The 21,392-nt window shown below is 52.5% G+C and carries 17 protein-coding genes and 4 pseudogenes; 5 read left to right on the plus strand and 16 right to left on the minus strand.

The genetic code is table 11. The features are described 5' to 3' along the window. Positions 1–114: 114 nt before the first annotated feature. From JMJ16_RS43240 to JMJ16_RS43250, 3 genes are all read right to left on the minus strand, one after another. Positions 115–291 (minus strand): helix-turn-helix transcriptional regulator, encoded by a 177-nt coding sequence (locus JMJ16_RS43240; RefSeq protein ID WP_201391706.1) that lies wholly within the window; start codon positions 289–291, stop codon positions 115–117. A 26-nt stretch (positions 292–317) separates the two neighbouring features. Beyond that, positions 318–812 (minus strand): DDE-type integrase/transposase/recombinase, encoded by a 495-nt coding sequence (locus JMJ16_RS43245; RefSeq protein WP_201391708.1) that lies wholly within the window; start codon positions 810–812, stop codon positions 318–320. A gap of 103 nt (positions 813–915) precedes the next feature. Beyond that, complete coding sequence (locus tag JMJ16_RS43250) at positions 916–1,095, minus strand: hypothetical protein (RefSeq protein ID WP_374229164.1); 180 nt, start codon at positions 1,093–1,095, stop codon at positions 916–918. A gap of 404 nt (positions 1,096–1,499) precedes the next feature. Here JMJ16_RS43250 and JMJ16_RS43255 point away from each other — a divergent pair, with 404 nt between their 5' ends. From JMJ16_RS43255 to JMJ16_RS43265, 3 genes and pseudogenes are all read left to right on the plus strand, one after another. Next, the gene (locus JMJ16_RS43255) at positions 1,500–2,789 is read left to right on the plus strand and encodes a glycosyltransferase (protein ID WP_236601955.1); all 1,290 of its coding nucleotides are present in this window, start codon (positions 1,500–1,502) and stop codon (positions 2,787–2,789) included. A gap of 581 nt (positions 2,790–3,370) precedes the next feature. After that, a pseudogene (locus tag JMJ16_RS43260) lies at positions 3,371–3,691 on the plus strand (DDE-type integrase/transposase/recombinase); the annotation flags it as partial. A gap of 58 nt (positions 3,692–3,749) precedes the next feature. Beyond that, positions 3,750–4,448: pseudogene (locus JMJ16_RS43265) on the plus strand (IS6 family transposase). A 138-nt stretch (positions 4,449–4,586) separates the two neighbouring features. On the opposite strand, the gene JMJ16_RS57560 reads toward JMJ16_RS43265, so the two are convergent. The 7 genes and pseudogenes from JMJ16_RS57560 to JMJ16_RS43300 form a co-directional block, all read right to left on the minus strand. After that, positions 4,587–4,775 (minus strand): zinc ribbon domain-containing protein, encoded by a 189-nt coding sequence (locus tag JMJ16_RS57560; RefSeq protein WP_201391712.1) that lies wholly within the window; start codon positions 4,773–4,775, stop codon positions 4,587–4,589. Between the two features lie 268 nt (positions 4,776–5,043). Beyond that, positions 5,044–5,457 (minus strand): DUF3592 domain-containing protein, encoded by a 414-nt coding sequence (locus tag JMJ16_RS43275; protein WP_201391714.1) that lies wholly within the window; start codon positions 5,455–5,457, stop codon positions 5,044–5,046. A 261-nt stretch (positions 5,458–5,718) separates the two neighbouring features. Continuing rightward, positions 5,719–5,934 (minus strand): hypothetical protein, encoded by a 216-nt coding sequence (locus JMJ16_RS43280; protein WP_201391716.1) that lies wholly within the window; start codon positions 5,932–5,934, stop codon positions 5,719–5,721. A gap of 411 nt (positions 5,935–6,345) precedes the next feature. Then, positions 6,346–7,737 (minus strand): hypothetical protein, encoded by a 1,392-nt coding sequence (locus tag JMJ16_RS43285; RefSeq protein WP_201391718.1) that lies wholly within the window; start codon positions 7,735–7,737, stop codon positions 6,346–6,348. Continuing rightward, positions 7,718–8,356, minus strand: a pseudogene (locus JMJ16_RS57565) (transposase family protein); the annotation flags it as partial. The gene JMJ16_RS43285 and the pseudogene JMJ16_RS57565, both read right to left, overlap by 20 nt. 224 nt (positions 8,357–8,580) lie before the next feature. Then, positions 8,581–9,075: a DMT family transporter gene (locus JMJ16_RS43295; protein ID WP_201391720.1), complete on the minus strand. Its 495-nt coding sequence runs from the start codon at positions 9,073–9,075 to the stop codon at positions 8,581–8,583. A 92-nt stretch (positions 9,076–9,167) separates the two neighbouring features. Further along, entirely contained in the window at positions 9,168–9,452 is a 285-nt protein-coding gene (locus tag JMJ16_RS43300; protein WP_201391722.1) for an EamA family transporter, read from the minus strand. Positions 9,453–9,838: 386 nt separating this feature from the next. Between JMJ16_RS43300 and JMJ16_RS43305 the strand changes: the two genes are divergently transcribed. Next, entirely contained in the window at positions 9,839–10,843 is a 1,005-nt protein-coding gene (locus JMJ16_RS43305; protein WP_201391724.1) for an aldo/keto reductase, read from the plus strand. A 99-nt stretch (positions 10,844–10,942) separates the two neighbouring features. Next, positions 10,943–11,482: pseudogene (locus tag JMJ16_RS43310) on the plus strand (zinc ribbon domain-containing protein); the annotation flags it as partial. Between the two features lie 774 nt (positions 11,483–12,256). Here JMJ16_RS43310 and JMJ16_RS57570 read toward each other — a convergent pair. From JMJ16_RS57570 to JMJ16_RS43345, 6 genes are all read right to left on the minus strand, one after another. Then, entirely contained in the window at positions 12,257–12,334 is a 78-nt protein-coding gene (locus JMJ16_RS57570) for a hypothetical protein (protein WP_374229172.1), read from the minus strand. A 577-nt stretch (positions 12,335–12,911) separates the two neighbouring features. Then, positions 12,912–14,825, minus strand: coding sequence for a hypothetical protein (locus JMJ16_RS43325; protein ID WP_201391726.1), 1,914 nt, complete (start codon positions 14,823–14,825; stop codon positions 12,912–12,914). Between the two features lie 331 nt (positions 14,826–15,156). Further along, positions 15,157–17,754 (minus strand): hypothetical protein, encoded by a 2,598-nt coding sequence (locus JMJ16_RS43330; protein WP_201391728.1) that lies wholly within the window; start codon positions 17,752–17,754, stop codon positions 15,157–15,159. Positions 17,755–17,878: 124 nt separating this feature from the next. After that, positions 17,879–18,823 carry a carbohydrate ABC transporter permease gene (locus JMJ16_RS43335; protein WP_201391730.1) on the minus strand — a complete coding sequence of 315 codons (945 nt, stop codon included), beginning with the start codon at positions 18,821–18,823 and terminating at the stop codon, positions 17,879–17,881. A gap of 4 nt (positions 18,824–18,827) precedes the next feature. Further along, on the minus strand, positions 18,828–19,763 hold the full coding sequence (locus tag JMJ16_RS43340) for a carbohydrate ABC transporter permease (protein WP_201391732.1): 936 nt from the start codon (positions 19,761–19,763) through the stop codon (positions 18,828–18,830). 260 nt (positions 19,764–20,023) lie between these two features. Next, on the minus strand, positions 20,024–21,358 hold the full coding sequence (locus JMJ16_RS43345; protein WP_236601956.1) for an ABC transporter substrate-binding protein: 1,335 nt from the start codon (positions 21,356–21,358) through the stop codon (positions 20,024–20,026). Positions 21,359–21,392: the final 34 nt, after the last annotated feature.

Consider the following 21,392-nt stretch of genomic DNA (forward strand, 5'->3'; position numbering starts at 1 on the left):
GAAACATTCCCTATTGGAAAGGAAGCCCAGAGTTTCGGCATCAGTGCCGAAAAGTGCGCAGAGTTTCTCGCGATAAAATGGATAGGGGGTGAGATACGCCACGCTCCCAGCGGCTTACGCTATGAGGTTGACGCCAATTTCGCTGGCAACTTTCGCCTGAGACCATCCCCGCAACTCTCGTTCCTTTTTCAGGTGAAGATTTGGCTTCATCGCGCACTGCTCCTTATTTACTGTTCCAGCGTTGAAAATAGTATCACTTTTCTCTTCAGCGAAAAAGTGGTCGAGATTCATAGTATATCATTGTTCCTTTACTACTCTCAACATCGGAGTTGGCATAGTTGCTCGATTTGTTTGTGTTGCAAGAAATTTGCGAAAGGAATCGCGCGCGAAACTGTTCCCGTTCTGTTGAGTTTAGATTGCCACTCCAAACACCCTTGCGATGAATCCTGTTTGACTGAGACTATTTCTCCTTTGTCTATCTCTTGCACCTGGCCTTTCCTGATCATATGCATCACCTCGTATTCCCGGAAGGTGCTCCATGCGATCTCAAAGGACCAGAACCCCATCCCTGGTTTGACGAGGCGTTTGAGAAAGCGATGATCCTGTTCGACGAGAGTGTTGAGATACTTGCGCTGTCGCAATTCACAAGGAGTTGGAACCGCACCAACTGCTTTCCTCTCGTGGAAGGCTTTGGGAGACGCAGCGTTCCTGTCCACGGTGATCACACGAGGGGAGACTGTGTGAAAGGAGGCAAGTGTTTTGTGGAAAAAGCGTGTGGCTGCTTCAACATCGCGTTGCAGCTTTGAAGGCATCTATACAGTTTTCCTCTCGGTGAGAGGCAGCATATCGAGGCATTCTATTCAGCCTGATTCGCTTCTGTTTTCTCAGTTCTGACAGAACCCTTCATTTGTATCGTCATCGCCACGGGACAACGAGGAGTACGATATCGGTGGGGTCTTCTAGAAAGTTGAAGAAAGTGCCAGTACGTTCGTTGAAGGTGCAACAACACGCCGAACAGCGGAACGTTTGATAGCCCAGAGCGGTGTGCTTGTGCTGTTCTTTTGTCGTCGAGGATGCGCCGTGTGGGCAGTTCATCGTTCCCTCCTCAGAGCAATGTTCTCAATGATTGTCAGTCTATCACTAAGAACGATTTCACATGGACTGCGTTCTCAGTTCTGACACATCCCCGCATTCGTGCTGTGCCCGCTGAAGCGGTCTGGCGAAATGCTGTGCATACTCCTGCGGCTGCATTTGCTCTTCAATCGGCTTCATATGGAATCTCTCCCTTTGTGCGAATAGACTCTGAACGATAGCATTCTACCTTGCTGCTCTATTCAAACACGCACAGAAAGCCGATTGGCTTCGTGACAGGTGTGACAAAGAGGAGCATTTGTACGTGACTAGAGTAAAGAATAAGGATCGAAAGCAAGATGCCCTTTTCTGAAGAGGGAATATCTTCCTCAGTCGTTGCAGCATTTTGGGAAGGAGGAGCACTGCTGGTGTCTACCCTCCAACGAACTATCCTGTTCTTGCTTGCTGATACTGGAGCAGGACATCGCAGCGCGGCCAATGCCATTGCTTCCGCGATCACACTCCTTTCACAGGAGGAGCATGCTCACTGGAGTGAGAGCATGAGAAGAGAAACGCAACCATCAGCTGATGGCTATGAGTCTGGTCGCCTCAGAGATACGCCCTCTCCGCCAAACTATCACATCGAGATCGTCGATGTGTTTGAGCAGTGCAGCCGATTTCCTCTGCGTGAAATCGCCAAACTGTATGCACCGATGATTCGCCTACATCCACAATTGCATGGGAAATTCTTTCAGCAGATGAACCATGAAGCCATGGTCAAAGCTGCAACCGCTCTGGGAAGCCCTTTCATTCGAAGCGGCATGCATCATCTGATGTCGACTATAGAGCCAGACATCATTGTTTCGGTCCATCCCGTGCTCAATTATATTACGCTGCACATATTGCATAAACTGGGGGTGCCGATTCCATTTGTGACGGTGGTGACTGATCTTATCAGCGTTCACACCGCCTGGTTCGCTCCGGGCGCAAGCGGCTACGTCGTTCCCACTGAGCAAGCCAAAGCGTTTTCAATCCAGAAGGGCATCGACTCCTCCCTCGTCCACGTCATTGGTCTGCCCATTCATCCCCAATTTACCTGCATAACCAAACAGGAGGACAGTGTATCTGAACGCCTTGGCCTCATCCCTCATCTTCCGGTTGTCTTACTGGTCGGAGGTGGAGAGGGGGCGGGAGGATTATCTACAGCAGTACGTGCCATCTCGCAAGCACGTTTGCCCGTACAACTGCTGGTCGTAGCTGGACGCAACGAGGAGTTGCATACCCGCCTTCAGCGCATGCGTTCCCGACTCCAGGTGCCGATGCACCTCTTTGGGTTTGTAGAAAATATGCCTGATCTGATGCGGATTTCCGATGTCATCGTGACCAAAGCTGGGCCAGGAACGATTTGCGAGGCGCTCGCCTGCGGTTTACCCATCATCTTGTGTGGACACGTCCCAGGCACAGAGTCAGGCAATATTGCCTTCGTTGAACGCAATGCTGTTGGAATCCTAGCACAGCGTCCTCAGGAGATTGTCGACGAGCTTCGCCGGTTACTCCAGCCCGGTTCGCTACTACTGCTCCATCGACGGGAAAATGCACTGCGACTCAGCCGCCCTCATGCGGCCTTTGCTATTGGGCAGTATATTCTGAACCAGTTGCCCCCACCCGATCAGCCAAGTCTCTGGCAACGCAGGAGGATATCAGAAAACAGTACATGAGAAGCAGCATAGTATGTTACAATCATGATGAACATGGACGGAAAAAGACACGGCACTCTTGTGTGACATATCATCCCAAAGCAATGAAGTACTCTTCTTCGAAGTTTTGTTCTCAGGAGGCATCACGATGATCAGGTGGTGTTGCAAAAAATGTTGAGCGGAGAAAATGGGGCAAAAGAAATGTTGAGCGGAGAAAATGGAGCAAAAGAACAGAATGTTCTGCATCTTTTCCTCGGGAGATATGTTCATATGGACTTCAGTTTGCTGAAATTTAATTTTTTTTGCAACACTCCCCAACCAGGCCTACATAGACGGCTTTCCCACTCCGCACGCGCAGGCTGTAGAAACCATCATCTATGGAGGCGAACGAAAGTCCTAAAAGGAAAACAGGAAGGCCGCTGCGCATGGTGCCCTCGCAACGGCCTTCCTGTTGCCAAAGTCAAATACATCTATATAAACGCATAAGAGCGCAAAAAGTAATGAGATCTTTACGAGCATTCGTGGTGCTCGCTGGGGCTGTGTTGCAAAGAGCAAGTTGATCTGGTAGAGTGGACCCAAAAGAAGACCGAAGAGGATCTCTCATGGCAGAACAACACCTCTTCAAATGGCGCCACTTCGAAACAGCGATCACTCTGTTCTGCGAGCGCTGGTATTGAAGGTACGCTTTAAACTATCGCGACCTGGAAGAGATGATGCGCGAGCGGGGTTTGCAGGTTGACCATACCATCATCTCGCGTTGGGTGCAGCGCTCCGCTCCCGAGCTGGAGTAGCGCTGCCGTCCTCATCTGAAGGCCACGAGCGATTCTTGGCGCGTTGACGAGACGTATATGAACGTCAAGGGTGTCTGGATGTACTTGTCTCGAGCAGTGGAGTCCCAGGGGAATATGCTAGCGTGGATTGTGTTGTAAGAAAGAAACTGATCTGTTAAAGTTGGAAGAAAAGAAGGCAAGAAGACCCGCCATGACAGAGCAACACCCGTTCAAATGGCGCCATTTCCAATCCGAGATCATTCTTCTGTGCATACACTGGTACTTGCGCTATTCGCTCAGCTATCGTGACCTGGAAGAAATGATGTTCGAGCGAAGGTTGCACGTCGATCACACAACAATCTATCGCTGGGTGCAATACTATGCCCCCGAACTGGAGAAGCGTTGTCGACCGTATCTCAAAGCCTGCAATGACTCGTGGCGTGTCGATGAAACCTATGTCAAAGTGAAAGGGGTGTGGATGTCCTCTATCGAGCAGTTGATTCAGATGGCCAGACCTTGGAGTTCCTCTTGAGCCCAACGCGCGATGCCCAGGCAGCTCAAGCCTTCTTCCTCAAAGCGCTCGCATTGACTACTCATTCGGTTTCTCAAGCGGGCACACTTGAAAAGCAGGAGCCCCAGTCCATAGCTCTCTCTGGCTGATCCCAACACCACGTTAGTCCCTCGGGTGATCAACGTGGATAAAAACGCTGCCTACCCTAAAGCGATTGCTGATCTCAAAGCCGCAGGCATTCTACCAGCATTGGTCGAACTGAGACAGGTCAAATATCTCAACAACCTGATCGAACAGGGCCGTCGGTTTATCAAACGCTTGACGAAACCAGGGATGGGCTTCTTTTCCCTGAAGACGGCGTGGAAAACATTACAGGGATTTGAGGCGATGAACAGATGAGAGAAGGATAACTACAAAACGTGACAAAAGGAGACACTGCTGAGTCTATCTAGCAGAACTACTGGACGAGACAATAGGCACCATGACCGATGCCCTAGAGATGTTGATGTCAGCGTTCATCAGCATGCCGCAATTGATTCAACAGAAGAAAGCTTGGCTCTTACGATTCTCTTTTGCACAGTGTCCACAGCTACTACAAGTACGACTTGTATTGTGGGGATCAACGATATGCAATGGGACACCAGCAAGAGCAGCCTTGTAGGAGAGGAAGAAACGGAGTTGTCCAAAGGCCCAGGAGCTCTGGCGAGATCGCTGCGACTTTCTCAACGGTGCTTCCGTGCGTGTATGGATGTGCCTTAAGTCTTCATAGGAACCTCAAGAGTTACCGCCAAAGAGAAGGTGTCATTGCGGTACATCAGATCAGCCTGCCCCTTGATCGAACGCATGCGAGGCTCCTGGTAGCTACCGACGCGAAAAGGAACCAGGACTCGACCGGAGAGCGTCAGGAGAGAGACGTGATTGAGTCCCTTGAAGGCTTCGATGATCTTGAACAGGACGAAGCAGCCAAGGGGAAAGCTCGTCAGGCCAATGAACATCAGTATAATAGGAGGTGTGCTTCGTAGCCCCCGTCCCAGGGAGTAACCTCTGTCAATTCGGCTATAGAGGGATTGTCGGTAAGATAACGAACTGATAGATAATCTCCCACCTCGTAATAGCCAAGGGCATATGATCGGAACGACAATGCCTCTCCATTGAAGGCAACAAAGCCAACGGTGAGTAACGTATAAGTACTTCCACCATTTGAACCTATGGTCGTAGTATGGACATTCACGACCTCTCCCATAACCTTCTGACCGCGTATCAGAAGCGGTAGCAGCCGGAGTGTTTGTTTTGTTCCCTTTATAAGGGAAAATAGTCCAGAGATAGTCACTACACCAAAGAAGAGGCATAAGCCTCCAAACAGCAACAATGTGTTTTTGTCCTCTAACGATATGGAACCTTCTAACATAGTAGCCCTCCTTGCGCGTTTTATACTCATTACTATGAGTGTAGCGGAGAACTTGGTGCGGCACCAGTGGTCACGTCACAGAGAGAATGTGACACTGCTCACAAAGAAGAGTTAATCCTCGTGTGGATACCACGTATCGCGCGAAAGGAGCAGCAGCCGAGAGGAAGATGATGCCGTTTTTTGTACAGAAACATGAGGTCCAGGATTGCATGTTTATTTTGAAAACCATGCATGAGCGTGTGAGAGGGCCTTGAAACCGCTTCAGTCACATAGGACGCGTGCGAAAGCCCTGGCGTCGCCGAGAGAACATTTCGAGAGCGTGGTTGGCTGGAGTTGAAGACCGCCAGCCAGCGTGTGGCAACGCATCGTTTCATTGAGCGCTGTTTGGAGACTGAGCTTGAGCAGCATCTTGGTTCTCCCAAACGGGGGACTACCTAGCGGAGGCCCTGGAAGTACAGCGAGTTCTTGGGAAATCATTCTTAAATAGCTCCTAAACTAGACGGAGAACGGCCTTCGTGAGGTATGGATTGGTCAATAGATTGCTCTTGTAAGCCTCATATTACCATTTTTTGTAGTTGTTTTCGACTGGTGGGTCTGGGAGTGATTCAACTTTTGCAATTTCCAACTCTTAAACGCCACGCTCACGTCGCTACTGGCAATTTTCGTTGCGTTGTCTAGACCGGTATTCCACAGAATGGGATAGAGCCTAGTGCAGACTCACGACACCTGATCAGGAATGGCGAGAGGAGTTTCATAAGAGCATCCATAGTACGCGCAGTGGCAGCACTCTCAACCTAGCGCTCAGGTAGCAAATCAATTACTGTGTGGTTGCTCAGATTCACCCGGATGGTTCCAAAATTGCGATCCCCCTTGGAGGAACCTTACAATCTAAGAAGAAGTGAGAAGCGTCTTTTGTTGCGCCTCAAGACATTGGGAGACTTCTCTGACAATGTTTAGGAAGTTCTCGATGAAAGGCGAGGTATTCTCTCGTTTCCAGGCAACAGCATACTCGACCGAAGTTCTTGGGTCAATAAGTGGCCGATAGCTCACTTCATCAGTGGCTTGTGGAGAAAAGGACGCGTGACCTTTGACCTGTGAAGTCTCTTGGAGAACCATTGGCTCGTTGGGTGTCTTTCCATGCATGCTACCGACAGACCTGCGACGTGATGACGCTGGAGCGCGAGAAGATTTCCATAACGGCAAATTTTTTGTGATGCGATGAGGCAGCTGATCGAGGGCATGAAACTGGGTTGTCGGCGGGAAAATACATACATGCTCTCGTAAAAGTGCCAACCATCCCGCTTTATTCTCTGGCGCAGAAATACGGTAGAGCCGAGACGATTTCTCACTCAGAGGGCGCAGGCGTACACAAAAGTCCACAGGCCAATGGACGATCTGTTTGGCCCCAATGTTCCAGGGTATCTGAGCATGAGGTTCGACCAGCAAAACAGCCATTTCTTCGACAAATGCTAGCTTGCGGAGGAGCTTCTGTTCAAGCAGTGGATGGACGAGAAGATCAATAGGCAGGATATCACCGCTCTTTCCCCTCACGTGAATATGTAGGCACACGGCTAGGAATCCTGAAGAGTAGCGAAAAATATTGAGTGCGGGAAGTGAGACATCCAGATCGGTAGCGCGGGTGCCAATAGGCAAGGTGATGAGGAGAAGAGGCTTGTGTTCTCCTGCTGAAAGAAGCAAAGCAGCCTGTTGTTGGCTAGATTGCAATGTTTCGCTCCAACCCGCAGGGAGGCTCCATCGATGCTGTTCCTCTTGCTGTTGCTTTTTCTGTCGTTGTTCTTGCGCCATCTGCGCCTGATATCTTTTCAAGAGATGGCCTGGCGCGGTTGCTTGTGCCTTTTTGAGAGGAACGTAAGCACGCTTGAGCAAGCATCGTTGCTTATTGGTTAAAAATGGGCATCGTTTTGTTCCTACGACGCGACCTCGACCAGGATTTGAAATGACACCATAGACTGACAGGCTCGTTTGCTTCGCTAAGAGCTGGAGAATCTGCTGGTCGTGATCACGAGCAGGGAAGAAAAACACCTGTCGATCAATGGAAGTGATACCACTGCCCTGAAATACATAGGGGAGGACAAGGAGCATTCCCTCATCATAGCTGTATACTTTGGGAGCATGAAAGACAAGGGTCGCATGTCTCCAGACCTCGTAAGAAGGAACCAATACAATCCCTTCAATTGTCCCAGATGGAGCACGATACCAACGGAACTCAGCGTTTATTGCTGCTTGTAATGGTTTCTCTTCAAGCATTTCCTGGACCACGAAGATAACCTTGTCTGGAATGAGAGCAGTGGCAAAGATTTGCAGGGTTGGGAAGAGATCTACTCTCAAAAGGGACGATGAGGAGCAATAGAAGTAGGAAGCGGTGAAACGGGGGGGGTGAGTACGATCTTTCTAGCAGATTTCGTTTCCACTGAGCCAAAAATTGGTGCCATGTGGCACGTGCCTCTCCCCCTTTCCATGCGGAATGGCGAAGAGGCGCTTCGGGTTTCGAATTAGGCAACGATGGTACCATCTGCAGCAATTCTTGCCGATGGGCTTCTCCCCAAGGAAGCGTGAGTTTCTCAAGCGGTTCGTAGGTGGGAGCGCCATACACGATGATCTCGAGTTTTTGAGAATGGCAAAGTGTCTGAAAAACGGCTAGATGAAGTTCAGGCGAGAGAAACAGAACGAGAGGAAACGCTTCCTGGGCTTCCTCGCTGATAGCGGTGAGCAAGGGCGGAGAGGCCTTCTCGAAAGGTCGAGGCTCAGGACAGGCGGGATTGAGGCAACGAAAACGCCGCGCTCGGATGAGGAACATGACCGCCCGGCCCGAACAAGGAAGACTCTGAATGCGGCGAGTGTACCAACCGTGCCCCGCTTGCGAGTTGGTCTGACAGGTGGGACACTGCTCACTCTCGCGGGTCGCGCACCAGCGTGATCAGAATCTGCCGGCCTTCCTGCAAAATGGAGTCCATCTTCAGAGAGGGGAGAGGTGGGAGAAGATCTGTCCAGGCCATATGAAGCACTCCTGTGCTGAATGAAAAGAGAGTCGATGATGGATGCACTGTAGCACCTCTGATTCAGGGGGACAAGCAAGAAAGCTCTCCTGCTTGGAATGCAGACTTATTGATGGGATTTTCCACCGAAAGTGACCAAAACCCCTAAAAAGTGTCTAACACTCGCGCCAATTACCACGTAGGTTATGACGCTACCCTGACTGGCTCCGACTTCGGCCACCAGTGCGAAGAAGAGGAGATAAGCCAGCGCCGAGCAGATCAGGCCAAGCACAAGTAGGCTCACTATCACCTCCAAGTCAGGTATCCTGCCGGGTAGCCTGGTCATGGCCAGTGGCGCCAGCACAGCGGTCGCAGTCAGGCACTCGACGGTCATCACTCCCAGGCTGGGCAAGGTTGCGATAGTTGGTCGTTTGATGAGCAGAGCGCCGACAGCGTAGCCTGTGGCGGCGAGCAGGACCAGCGTTGCTTCGAGTAACCGTTGCGTATCTCCGCCTGCGTCGAGGCCCAACAGCGTTGCCACGCCGCCCAGGCCGATCAGCAGTCCGAGCAGGCGCGTGCCGCGCACTCGTTCACTCGGATCGAAGCGGAGCGCGAAAAGCACAACAAGAAGTGGATCGGCGGCGATGAGCAGGCTGTGAGCGACGATGCGATGTGCTGCTCACCGTAGCTGATCAACAGAAACGGTCCGGCAATCTACACACAGGCAAGCGCGGCAACAGTGAGCCAGCGCTCGCGCAGTTGCCGCAACACACCCTGGTGGACTGCCACCGGGAACCGAACAAGAGCGGCAACCCCAACCCGAGCAAATACGACAACAATGGGGCCAAGTTCCCACACCGCAATTTTGATGAAGAGATAAGGAATGCCCCAGATCACCAACATTGCGGTGAACAGGAGCCAGCCTTTGCGTGTCAGGGTTCCTCCAGCGCACGAGGTCCATAGCGAGACTACCGTTTTCTTGATGATTTTCAAAACCATAGAGTGAATACAATGATAGAATACGACAAGTTCAGAGAAAAATGGTAAATCCCGGGATTCTGCGGGAGGGTTTGGTCTACTTTTGCGAGCCGTTCCCCTACAAAAAGCCCCTCTTCTCGGACCATTTGCCCACCCAGATACCTGTACCTGCGCACCAGAATTCGCAGGCACACGCGCTTTCTGCCAGATCGGAGGTCCGTCATGCGGTGGGTGGTATGAGCTATGGAATAATGGGGAAGCGAAATTATTCGTCGATTGTTTGCTCTCTCCCAAACGAAAGAAGTACAATAAGGCCACATCGCCCAAAGAACCCTTAGAGGTGGGAATGGGTAGAGAAATGCCAGGATCCCATCTCTCATCATGGGAGGAAAAGGAGGAATTCGATTATGAAAACCAAGCGCATGGGCCGCACGGGACTGCGTGTCTCTGAAATTTGCCTGGGTACCATGACCTTTGGCAACCAGTGCGACGAGCCAACCTCGCGTGCCATTATGCAAAAAGCCTTTGATGCAGGAGTGACGTTCTTCGATACCGCCGATGCGTACCCGCTGGGAGCGTCCCTGGAAACAGTTGGGCGCACCGAGGAATATATCGGACGCTGGCTCAAAGGTCGCAGAGAACAGATTGTCCTGGCGACCAAGTTTTTTGGCAAGATGGGCCAGGGGCCTAATGAGCAAGGCGGATCGCGCAAGCACATTGTTCAGGCCGTAGAGGCGAGTTTGCGTCGCTTGCAAACGGACTACATCGACCTGTACCAGATGCATTTTCCTGATCCGGAAACACCCCTTGATGAAACATTGCGCGCTCTAGATGATCTGGTTCACAGCGGCAAAGTGCTCTATATTGGCTGCTCCAATTATCCAGCCTGGCTGTTGACCAAGGCGCTTTGGACCAGCGACAAATGGGGCCTGGCTCGCTTTGACTGCGTGCAACCGCGTTATAACCTCTTATTCCGCCATATCGAAGCCGAGTTATTCCCCCTTGCGCTTGACCAGGGAATAGGGGTAATAAGTTACAATCCTCTGGCCGGAGGAGTCCTGACAGGGCGCTATCAACCAGGGCAACAACCGAGCGAGGGGACACGTTTCACGATCAACAATGCTGGGAAGCTCTATCAAGCCCGCTACTGGCAAGATGCGCAGATGCAAGCAGTAGAACGACTCAAGTCGTTTTGCCAGGAACGCCATCTCTCGGTGGCGCAACTCGCGCTGGCCTGGGTCCTGGCTCAACCTGCAATTACTTCAGCCATCGTGGGCGCGAGCAAACCAGAGCAACTCGACCAGACCCTCCCGGCGGTTGATCTGGTACTCGATGAACAGATGCAAGAAGTATGTGACGATGTCTGGTATCAACTTCCGCGCGAACGCAATCGCGATGTCGCCTTCCGTTAGCTCGTGGATAGAGAGCAGAAGCCTTTGCTAGCCAACAACAAAGGCTTCTCTCTTTCTTTGTTCTCGCCTCCTCGTTCAGGGTTCTTCTCTTTCAGGGCCACCATCATCATCGAAAAGATTTCCTACAAGGCATGGCAAAAACGTTATGGTAAGAGTGTGGGACTGCGAGCACCAGGGATGTTTGTGGAACTCCTGAGACGTACCGTTGCAAGCACGGGCGGCACCCTGGTGGCGCGTCCCCACACGTACAACGGCGCTGAGCCAGTGGTGTCATGGGTGTGGCAAGAAGGTCAAAAAGCCGCGCTCTCAGCGCTGGCATCAGTGCGAGTGTGGCGTGGGTCCCGTCCAACGTGACCTGTATTCGGCTTTTCTGGCTGCCTACCTTCATCGAGCAGACCCCATTCCCTCGTGTGCTCGATACCAGCCGTATTGGGAAGGTGCGCAAGCGCGCCTCATGGCAGCACACGAGCGTGCAATCCAACGCGCGAAAGAAGGGCAGACGTTGCCCCGAAGCTTTGGTCTTCCCAGAGCCAGAGCGCGTCTGCCGAAAAGTTCAGGGGAACCACCACGAGAGCCAACGCTTCTCCCAAAAGGAGAAGAGCTGGAAGCTTTGGTCGACCCCTGGAACCCCCGCTGCTTTCACACGGGGAGCTCTCAGTACACTCCCAAACATGCCTCCTGGATGAACCAGGCGGAAATCTGACTCAGTATTCTGGTCCGCAAGCTTGTCAAACGGGGCCATTTCATCCCGCTCGATGATTTACGCTACCAGGTGCTGGCCTTTATTGCCTATTACAATCGGACGATGGCTAAGCCCATCAAGTGGACCTACACCGCATATTGACTCGTAGTGCCATACCGATAAACGCTCCAACAAAGCCTCTTCATTTAAGAGACACTTTCACCTTTGGGCTATGTGACTTCTAAACACAGATGATTGTTGTCAAAAAACACAAATGATCCCAGTTCAGGAATCTCTGTGATGGAGACATGAGCATTGCTCAAATACTAGAAGATCACGCTTCCGAAGAGCGCGACCCCCACAACCAGGAGATAATAACTTTTCTGGAAAAAGCTTATCAGCCAGCCTCTCAACAGACGCATCCCTCGGAGCAGACGTTGCTACGTATGCGACAACGTTTGAGCTCGGCTATTGCTCGGGAAGCAGAGGGCGAGAAACGATCCCAACTGCGCATCATCAAAGGGATGGGGAGTGGAGGTGGAATGCCAGGCGAGCACAGAGGTATGAAGCGCCATTTGACACTGCTGGCCATCGCCGCTGTCATGCTACTGGTCATTGGGAGTAGCATGTTCATCTTTAGCAGCATGCATATAAGTACGCAGGGAAGCAAGGTATTAGGTCACAAACAGACGCAGTCTACGAGCATTCCGGTTGTTATGGGGGAAAGGGTTTTAGGTGTGGTCCAACTTTTCCCAACGGATCACAATCCGACTCCAGCGGTTGAGCCAGGAGAAGAGGCGTTCAACCACCCATCGTTTGGGAACTTTGGTTGTTTCCAGAGCGTTGGGAGACTCCTGGGTTGCTGGTACATATCTCCTTGTTGCTCAAGTGCTTGCCAATACCAAGCATGATTATGACGATTGAGACGCACATGAGGCTCATAGAGCAGGCTGTAGATCACGTCGTAATCATAGTCAGCATCCAAGCACAGATGCTGGGGATGCTCCAAAGTTGACTCAGGATGCGCAAGAGCGTGATGCTCCAACGTCGCCGCGACCAGCTTCATGTCATGGCGATTGGCCCCCTCAATCACCAATGCCAAACGGAGCATCCTCTGCGATCGCAGAGGATGCTCCGTTTGGTTCCCTGTTTGCCGCGATCGGTGGGAGCGGGCCCGACGGCGGCTCGTGCAAAAGGGGCTTTGCACGTCGAGCTACCCAGGCTCTGCCAGTCCCAACCAATGCTTTGCAGTTCCAATGATAGCATTATTCATCGAGGCAGTAAAGTTCAGGGTCAAGGTGCCATTTGTCGCAATAACTTGTAGGTTTAATCTGCAACACGACATTCTTACCAACCTGACTATAAACTACGTGCCAGTATCTCGGGTCAGCCAACCTGCCCCCAGCGGAATTGTTCCCAGGCCTGAGCCTGGGTTGAGGTGGCATCCAGGGGCGTATTGGTCTGGTCCGTGCGAGCACTGACATAGTTGTTATTGGCCACCGACTGTAAGGCGACGGTCCCATTGCTTTGCAGGACCCAGTTGAACTGTTCCCAGGCCTGAACCTGGGTCGCGGTGGCCTGCAGAGGCGCATTCGTCTGACTGATGCGGGCGCTGACATAATTGTTATTGGCGTGGGAGAGCAAGGCGATTAGCCCATTACCTGCATCGACCACATCAAACTGCTCCCAACCCTGGACCTGCGTCGCGGTGGCCTGCAGGGGGGCATTCGTCTGATCGGTATGGGCACTGACATAATTGTTATTGTTTGTTGCCTGCAGCCAGATGGTTTTGCCAATAGGAGGAGTAGCCAGTCCCCAGTTGAACTGTTCCCAGGCTTGCACCTGAGTCGCTGTGGCATCCAGGGGGGTATTGGTCTGGTCCGTGCGGGCACTGACATAATTGTTATCGGCCGCTGATTGTAAGGCAACAGTCCCGTTGCTCTGCGGTAACCAACGGAACTGTTCCCACCCCTGCACTTGGGTCGCGGTGGCTTGCAGGGGGACATTCGTCTGACTGATGCGTGCGCTGACATAATTGTTGTTGGCGTGGGATCGCAAGGCGATCAGCCCATTGCCAGCATCAACCACGTCAAACTCTTCCCAGGCTTGCACCTGGGTTGAGGTGGCCTGTAGAGGAGTATTGGTCTGGTTATTGCGAGCACTGACAAAGTTGTTGTTATTTGTCGCCTGCAGCCAGATGGTTTTGCCAATGATGCTGGGCGGTGTGCCAGTTGGAGTAGGAGTTGGGGAAGAACTGCCGCTGGTGAAGGGTTTCCAGAGATTAGTAAATGCGTAGGTACTCTGCGAGAGGCCATCGCAGGTATCCGAAGTAGGAGTAGTACGACCCGGGCAAGAACCATTATCTCGTGAGACCGCCCAGAATGCGAGTTCTCCAATTTGGTTTGCCTGCGCGAAAGACAACACCTGGGACGCATTGCTCTGTGTAAAGATCTCGCCCGGAGTGTCGTTCTGACCAATCATCGCGGTGATCCCAACCATCGACCACAGTTGGCTGGAGGTCTTTGAGGGGAACATCTGCTGTAACTGGGCATGCAGGCCGTTGGCCGCGTTGATCGCCTCCTGTCCCATCTGACTGTCAGGGCTCCCATAATCCATCGTCATCAGGTTGACCACGCTAAAATTGACTCCCTTGGATATCGCGTCCTTGAGCAGATCCAGACTTCCTGTATGGCCAGCGGGGGCTGGTTCCAGGCCGGTGGTGCCCGAAGGCAGGGTAAAGGAGATGGTCAAGCCCGGATTGGCCTGCTGCAACGCCGCCAGGGCTGTGTTGCGGCGCGTATAGGTGGTCGCGTCTCCTTCTTCCCCGCCTTCAATATCGAAATCCAGGTGTGACGCGCTGTACTGGTTAATCACCGCCTGGTACTGGGCCTGCAAACTACTAGCACTGGTACAGGCCTGTGCCAGTTCCTGGCCTGCCGCTCCTCCAAACGAAATAATCACATCGCCGCCCTGACTGCGAATGTAGGAGATATCGCTGGTCAACGTCGGCAAATCTGACGAAGTATTATTGATTGGGACATATCCATCCCAGACAGGACTACACCCACTGGCGGTAATAAAAGCCAGCGTGTAGTATTTCTGCCCGGTACTCTGGGTCACTGATTGCAAGGACGCGCCTACACCGGTCTCGGCATAGGGGGCAAAGTAACTGCTGGGCAAGGCCGAAGCCGCGTAGGCCCGGGGTATGCCTTTAGAGAAAATAGTTGTCGCCGCCACGATACCACTTAGCACCATAACACAGGAAAAGAAGAGAGCGAGGACACGGGGAAATTTGCGCATAGCGATTCCTCCATGAATACTATGACAAAACACGATATTCAGGTTGAGAGAGCGATTGCTCACTCCATGCATACTCTCAAGGAATTTCGGCGTGAGGGAACTAGCCAACAAAGACTGGCTCCCTATTACCTGGCATACCCGTTTCCTCAGGGCTGCTAATTTCATCCCAGAAATCAAACAGCCCCAAGGAGCGACGTTCAGCAAGTGTGAACCAGGCTAGTGCACTGCCACTCAACCGTTTAGGAAAAGAGAGAAAAGGGATGTTCCTTCAACCCCGCCCAGGGGGACGCCCCCTGGACACTCTTTCCCAAACACGCCTTGTGGTTAGGTACTAGGGGTAACTGACCAGTTTAGCGACGCTATTGCTGGAGTTTGACGGACCTCCTGTACTGTTGATGATATGGGCAATCGTACCAGTTCCACCCAGCGAGACGGTGACCATGTCGTGGAACTTGACTCCTGGCGTGTTGGGGACCTCAAAGGAATGATCCTCGACCACGCTGGGATTGACATTGAAGTAGCAGTAGCTACCCAATCCCCAGGCTTCGTGACTGGTGACCGAGTTCGCCACCTTGTAGGCCGCGTAGCCGTTGGTGCTACCATTCATCCAGGCTGACTGCGTGGGGGGATCATAAGGCAGTTCGTTCTGGAAGAAGTAGGTCCGGCCGCCGTTGCCATTCCAAATGACCTGGTACTGCTGATAATGCTCGACGAACAGGCCATACGCGGTCACGTTGTTGCCATTAACAATCAGGCCATTGGCGGCGGGATTGACGGTCCAGCCAACCGTGGCGTTGTTGTTGATGCCGTGGTCCGCGCGCCAGATCCAGAGGTCGTCGAGAATGACATCGTTGCTGTTGATCACCAGGCTCTGAGTGGCCAGCCCGGCTGTCGCAGTGCCACCGATCCTGATGAAGACATCACTGAGCAACGTAGGATTGGCCGCGTGACTCTGTGAAGATCCACTTGGGCCAATTTGCAACAGAACCGGCGAGTTGACTGGGCCTGCATCGAAGAGCAATCCGGCGATGGTGACACCATCGACATCGGCGACCGTCATGGGGATGACCCCATTTTGCGGAACCAGCGTGGCCAGGCCCAGGCCGAGCACCACTGTGTTCGCTCGTGTCACATTAATCGTGCCATTGAGGGAGTAGATGCCAGGCGTGAAGAGCAGGTTTAACCCCTGTGCAAGTGCGTTGTTGAGGGTTGTCGCGGTATCACTCGGCTGAGCAATATAGAACTGGCTGAGGGGGATGGAGGTGCCAGCAGGCGACCCACTGCCCCAACTCGTGCCCTGTGAGTTCGTCCTGAGGGCAGGTACAAAAACCTGATAGTTGCCAGACTGATCAATATACAGGAACGGCTTTTCTCGGATCACGGGTACCTGACCAACTACAGTGTAGGGCGGGTTGGGGAAGCTTTGTCCCGGTGCGCCATTGACCCCCACAAAAACCATGTTCCAGTTGTAACCGGTCCAGCTTCCCAGTTGATCGTTCCTGGAGAGCCACTGCTGCTGCGTACCCGAGTTGACCTGACCGCTGACGTGGGTGTCGGCCAGGAAGCCGCCACTGGACCATCCACCATCATCCAGTTTCATATTCCCCTGCACATTCATGCGTCGGAAAGGTGCGGCTTGAGACACCGCCCAGATGTTGGTGCCAGTGGGAGGAATCACGGTCATGTTCTCGGCTGCGCGCCAGAAGTTACAGGTGGCATTGTGATCCGGCATCCAGTCAGCAGCGACGTGAACCGCGCCATTGATCGTCACATTGCCGGGCAGATAGCCCAGACCCAGTACCTGGGTGTAGAAGCCAAGGTTGACATCCACGTTGTAGGTGCCTGGCTTGAATAGGAAGGCATAGCGATTCGAGCCAAATTGATTGCTTTGTTGCTGATTGAAGACCGAAGTCAAGGTGTTTTGAATCGTTGAACTAGACATCGTGGGATCAAAGATGTACACGTTGGGACCAAAGTTCGGCGACCCACCAGATCCACCGACCTGTCCCCAGCGGAATTGTTCCCAGGCCTGAGCCTGGGTTGAGGTGGCATCCAGAGGCGTATTGGTCTGGTCCGTGCGCGCGCTCACATAGTTGTTATTGGCTGCCGATTGCAAGGCGACGGTCCCATTGTTTTGCAGGACCCAGTTGAACTGCTCCCAGGCCTGAACCTGGGTCGCGGTGGCCTGCAGAGGCGCATTCGTCTGACTGATATGCGCACTCACATAATTGTTGTTGGCGTGGGAGAGCAAGGCGATTAGCCCATTACCTGCATCGACCACATCAAACTGCTCCCAACCCTGGACCTGCGTTGCGGTGGCCTGTAGAGGCGCATTCGTCTGATCGTTGTGAGCACTGACATAATTGTTATTGTTTGTTGCCTGCAGCCAGATGGTTTTGCCAATGGGAGGAGTAGCCAGTCCCCAGTTGAACTGTTCCCAGGCCTGGACCTGAGTCGCGGTAGCCTGCAGGGGGGTATTGGTCTGGTCGGTACGGGCACTGACATAGTTGTTATTAGCCGCCGATTGTAAGGCGATGGTCCCATTGCTTTGCGGCAGCCAGTTGAACTGCTCCCACCCCTGCACTTGGGTCGCGGTGGCTTGCAGGGGGACATTCGTCTGACTGATGCGTGCGCTGACATAATTGTTGTTGGCGTGGGATCGCAAGGCGATCAGCCCATTGCCAGCATCGACCACATCAAACTCTTCCCAGGTCTGCACCTGGGTTGAGGTGGCCTGTAGGGGGGTATTGGTCTGGTTATTGCGAGCACTGACAAAGTTGTTGTTATTTGTCGCCTGCAGCCAGATCGTCTGGCCAATGGGGGCAGAGGCCGCATATATAGCATGTTGGCCTATGGCCTCGGGCAACATGCCCAGTGCGCCTGCCATGGCGACAGAACCGGCCAGAAAACGCCGCCGGGAAACTCTCATTATGCATTCCTCCATGAATGACATTAAATAAACTAGTATCCCTATGTCTTTGAGGACCAAAGAATAGCCATCACTGTAGTGTTGAGGCTTGATCCTGATTCGTTTGAGCACTCACCTCCAATCATTAGCCTTTAATGCTTCCCGTTCCCAGTCCCCCACGCCAGAAGCGTTGCAGGATAATACAACCAATCAGCAGCGGAATTGAGGAAAGCAATGATCCAGTTATGATCAGGTTATAGATTGTCTGGCCAGCGCTAGCGTTCGTGGCGGTCACATTCCAAGTCTGTAAGCCCACTGTAATTGGGAAGAGATTGGAATCATTGAGCATCACCAACGGTAGGAAGTAGTTATTCCAGATAGCCACAAATTGGAAAAGTAAGATCGTTACCAGCGCCGGGGTCATCAAATTAAGCGCGATCAGAAAGGTTGTGAACTCGTTGGCTCCATCCATGCGGGCAGCCTCCAGAAGCTCATCGGGCACAGCCGACGCCGCATAGATACGAGAGAGATATACCCCGAAAGGGCTAACAAGACTAGGCAAGAGTACTGACCAGTACGTATTGGTCAACCCAACACTACTCATTAACAGGTAGAGTGGCAGAGCCAGGGTCGTTGCTGGCACCAGGATCGCCCCCAGGATAATAGAGAAGGTCAGGTTACGCCCACGGAAGGTATATTTGGCCAGGGCGTAGCCAGCCATACTCGCGATAAACGTCCCAACTACGGCTCCCACGCCTGCATAGAGGAGGGTATTCAGCAGCCAGCGTGCATAAATTCCACCGTTGAAGGTAAAGAGTTGCTGTAAATTGGCAAACAGATGGAAGTCAGGCGAGAGCCAGAAGCCAAATGTACCGAATAAATCGGCCTGGCTTTTCGTCGAGGAGATCACCAACCAGAAAAAGGGTATCAGAAAGTAGACGGCAAAGGCGATCAAGAAGGTCATAACCCCAATGTTATTCAAGCTGAACTGACTGGGGCGCCGCTGCTTGGTGGTCACTGTTTTTTGAGCGAGAGGCATCGACTCTGAAGAGATGCTTTGGCTCATATTGTCGGAAATGCTTTGACTCATATCCTTATACTCCTGATTGTCGCTGGGTAATACGTAAGAAGCCGAAAGAAAGCACGCAGATAACGAGTGCCAACACAACTGACAGCGCAGCGGCATAGTTGTAGTTGTTGTAGTTAAAGGCGGTATTGTATGCATACAAGACAGGAGTGTATGAGCTCGAAATGTTGTTGGAGATCGCCGAGAGTACTTGGGGTTCACCGAAGAGTTGGAGTGTCCCGATGATAGAGAAGATACAAGTCAAAATCAGAGTGGGGACGATCAATGGAATTTTGATATGCCAGGCAACGTGCCATCCCGAGCTACCATCCATGCGAGCCGACTCGTAGATCTCAGAAGGAATAGCCTGGAGAGCGGCAAAAATGATGAGCATATTGTAGCCCGTATACGTCCAGGTAGCAATATTGGCAATTGACCAGAGGACGGTTCCTGCACCCAAAAAATCCAGCCTCGGCAAGCCGAGTGCCTGGACACCTTTGACAATTGGACTGAGAGCTGGGTCATAGAGATAGCCCCACAACAGAGCCGCAATGATGCCCGGGATGGCATAGGGTACAAAGAAGGCCAACCGGAAGAAAGCCTTGAAGCGTGCCGCCGCTGAATCCAGGAACAGTGCCAGGATGAGTGCCAAACCCAGCATCACTGGAACCTGCACGATGCCATAGAGCAACACCCGACCCACTGAGGCAGCGAAATTGGGATCGTGCACGACATCGGCAAAATTGGCCAAACCACTGAAACTCACTGTAGCAGCACCTAATCCCAGACCACTGCGGTGGGACTGAAACATACTCTGATAGAGTGCATAGATGAGTGGTGCAATAAAAAACAGGATGAAGAGTAACCCGAAGGGCAAGAGAAACAGATAGGGCGCCAGGGCTCGACGGCGCAAGGTCTGGCGTGGCTGGCGACGTGGACGGGGTGAGGCTACTTCCAGTGCCATACAATATTCTCCTCATTCAGATCACATCTATGAAAAGTGCGCAGGTTTTCGCTTGTGAACGCACCCGTGTTCATGAAGCGCAGTATCAACAGTACTTACCATATGATGCAAAACGCTTATGAAGAAGGTAGCTATGCTTGTTGGTTGTGAGATACCGACACACAACCAACAAGCGTCCCAGGGGCCGTCGACGCGTTTTCAGACATTGGCACACCTGGAAACGCGTATTTGGCCTGGTAAGACGTAGAGATACGCATTGGCTACGAACTGACGCTAAAGCCCTGCTTTTTCATGTCGTTTATTGTGCTCTGCTGGACTGCATTCAGCCCCTGCCCCAATGTCCCCTGGCCGTTGACCGCGTTGGCAAAATTATCACCCATGTCACTATAGACCTTCTCCATCGTTGGCCCCCACTGGAAACTGACATCCACCTGTGTACTCGCAGTCTTGAAGAGGTCGAAGATCTTCTGGTCCCCAAAGAACGGGCGAGGACCGCTCAGCAAAGATGAATCTAAGAGCGGCTGATAGGCCGGATAAAGCGCATTGCCCTTAATCTGTAGCTCCATGCTTCCCTGATTGGTATTGAACCATTGAGCAAATTCGGCGGCCTCTTTGGGGTGCTGCGTGCTTTTGAATACGACATTGGAGGAACCACCCCAGTTACCATCAACTTGCTGCCCGACCTCCCACTGTGGGATGGGGGCAACTCTCCAATCCCCAGCGGTTTTGGGAGCATTTTGCTCAATGATACCAGCTCCCCAGGGCGCGGTAATCCAGGTAGCAACTGCCCCGCTCTGCAAGTCGTGGAACCAGCCATCGGCGAAGTCCGGCTCGGTTTTGATGAGCTTTTTGTTGATCAGATCTTGCCAGTAAGAGGCGACCTGCTGGGCCTGAGGATTGTTAATGGATACTTTCCAGGACTGGCCATCGATGGTGAACACGCGCGCACCAGCCTGCCACTCCAGCCCGGTAAACCATCCTGGTTGCTTGGGAGGAAAGTCAGTGATGAAAGTACTGGGGGCGGCGGCATGCAATTTGGCCGCATCTTCAGCGTATTGCGCCCAGGTAGTGGGTACCGGGATATGATACTTTGTGAAGAGGTCGGCCCGATAGTACAGAGCCAGAGGACCAGTATCGCCAGGAATACCATAAATAGCGTTGTCAAGAGTATCCTGCTTCCAGGTCCAGGGTACAAACTTATCCTTCAGCGCTCCAGCTCCATAAGGGGCAAGGTCAACCAGCGCACCCGTCGTCTCAAACGTGGGCATGACCTGGAACTCGACCTGAGCAACATCGGGTTCGTTATTCGCTTTGATGCCTGTAAATAGCTTGTCGTATTCAACCGGGCCTGAACCCACATTGCTGAATTTGACATGAATATTGGGATGAGTCTGGTTCCAGAGAGCAACCGCCTTATCGGCTCCAGTGATCCATGACCAGAACGTTAAGTTCACCGGGCCGGTGGAGGTATCGCTTGAATTGCTGCCGCCACAGGCAGCGAGAGGTCCTATGAGCGCGAGTATGATGCCCAATATGGCGAACTGTGACGCCAGATGGCGCATCCGAGGGAAGAGGAGAAAAACTGCATTGTCCAATGCCTCCTACATTCAAATAAGAAAACAACAGCGT

It is taken from the genome of Ktedonobacter sp. SOSP1-52, assembly GCF_016587395.1.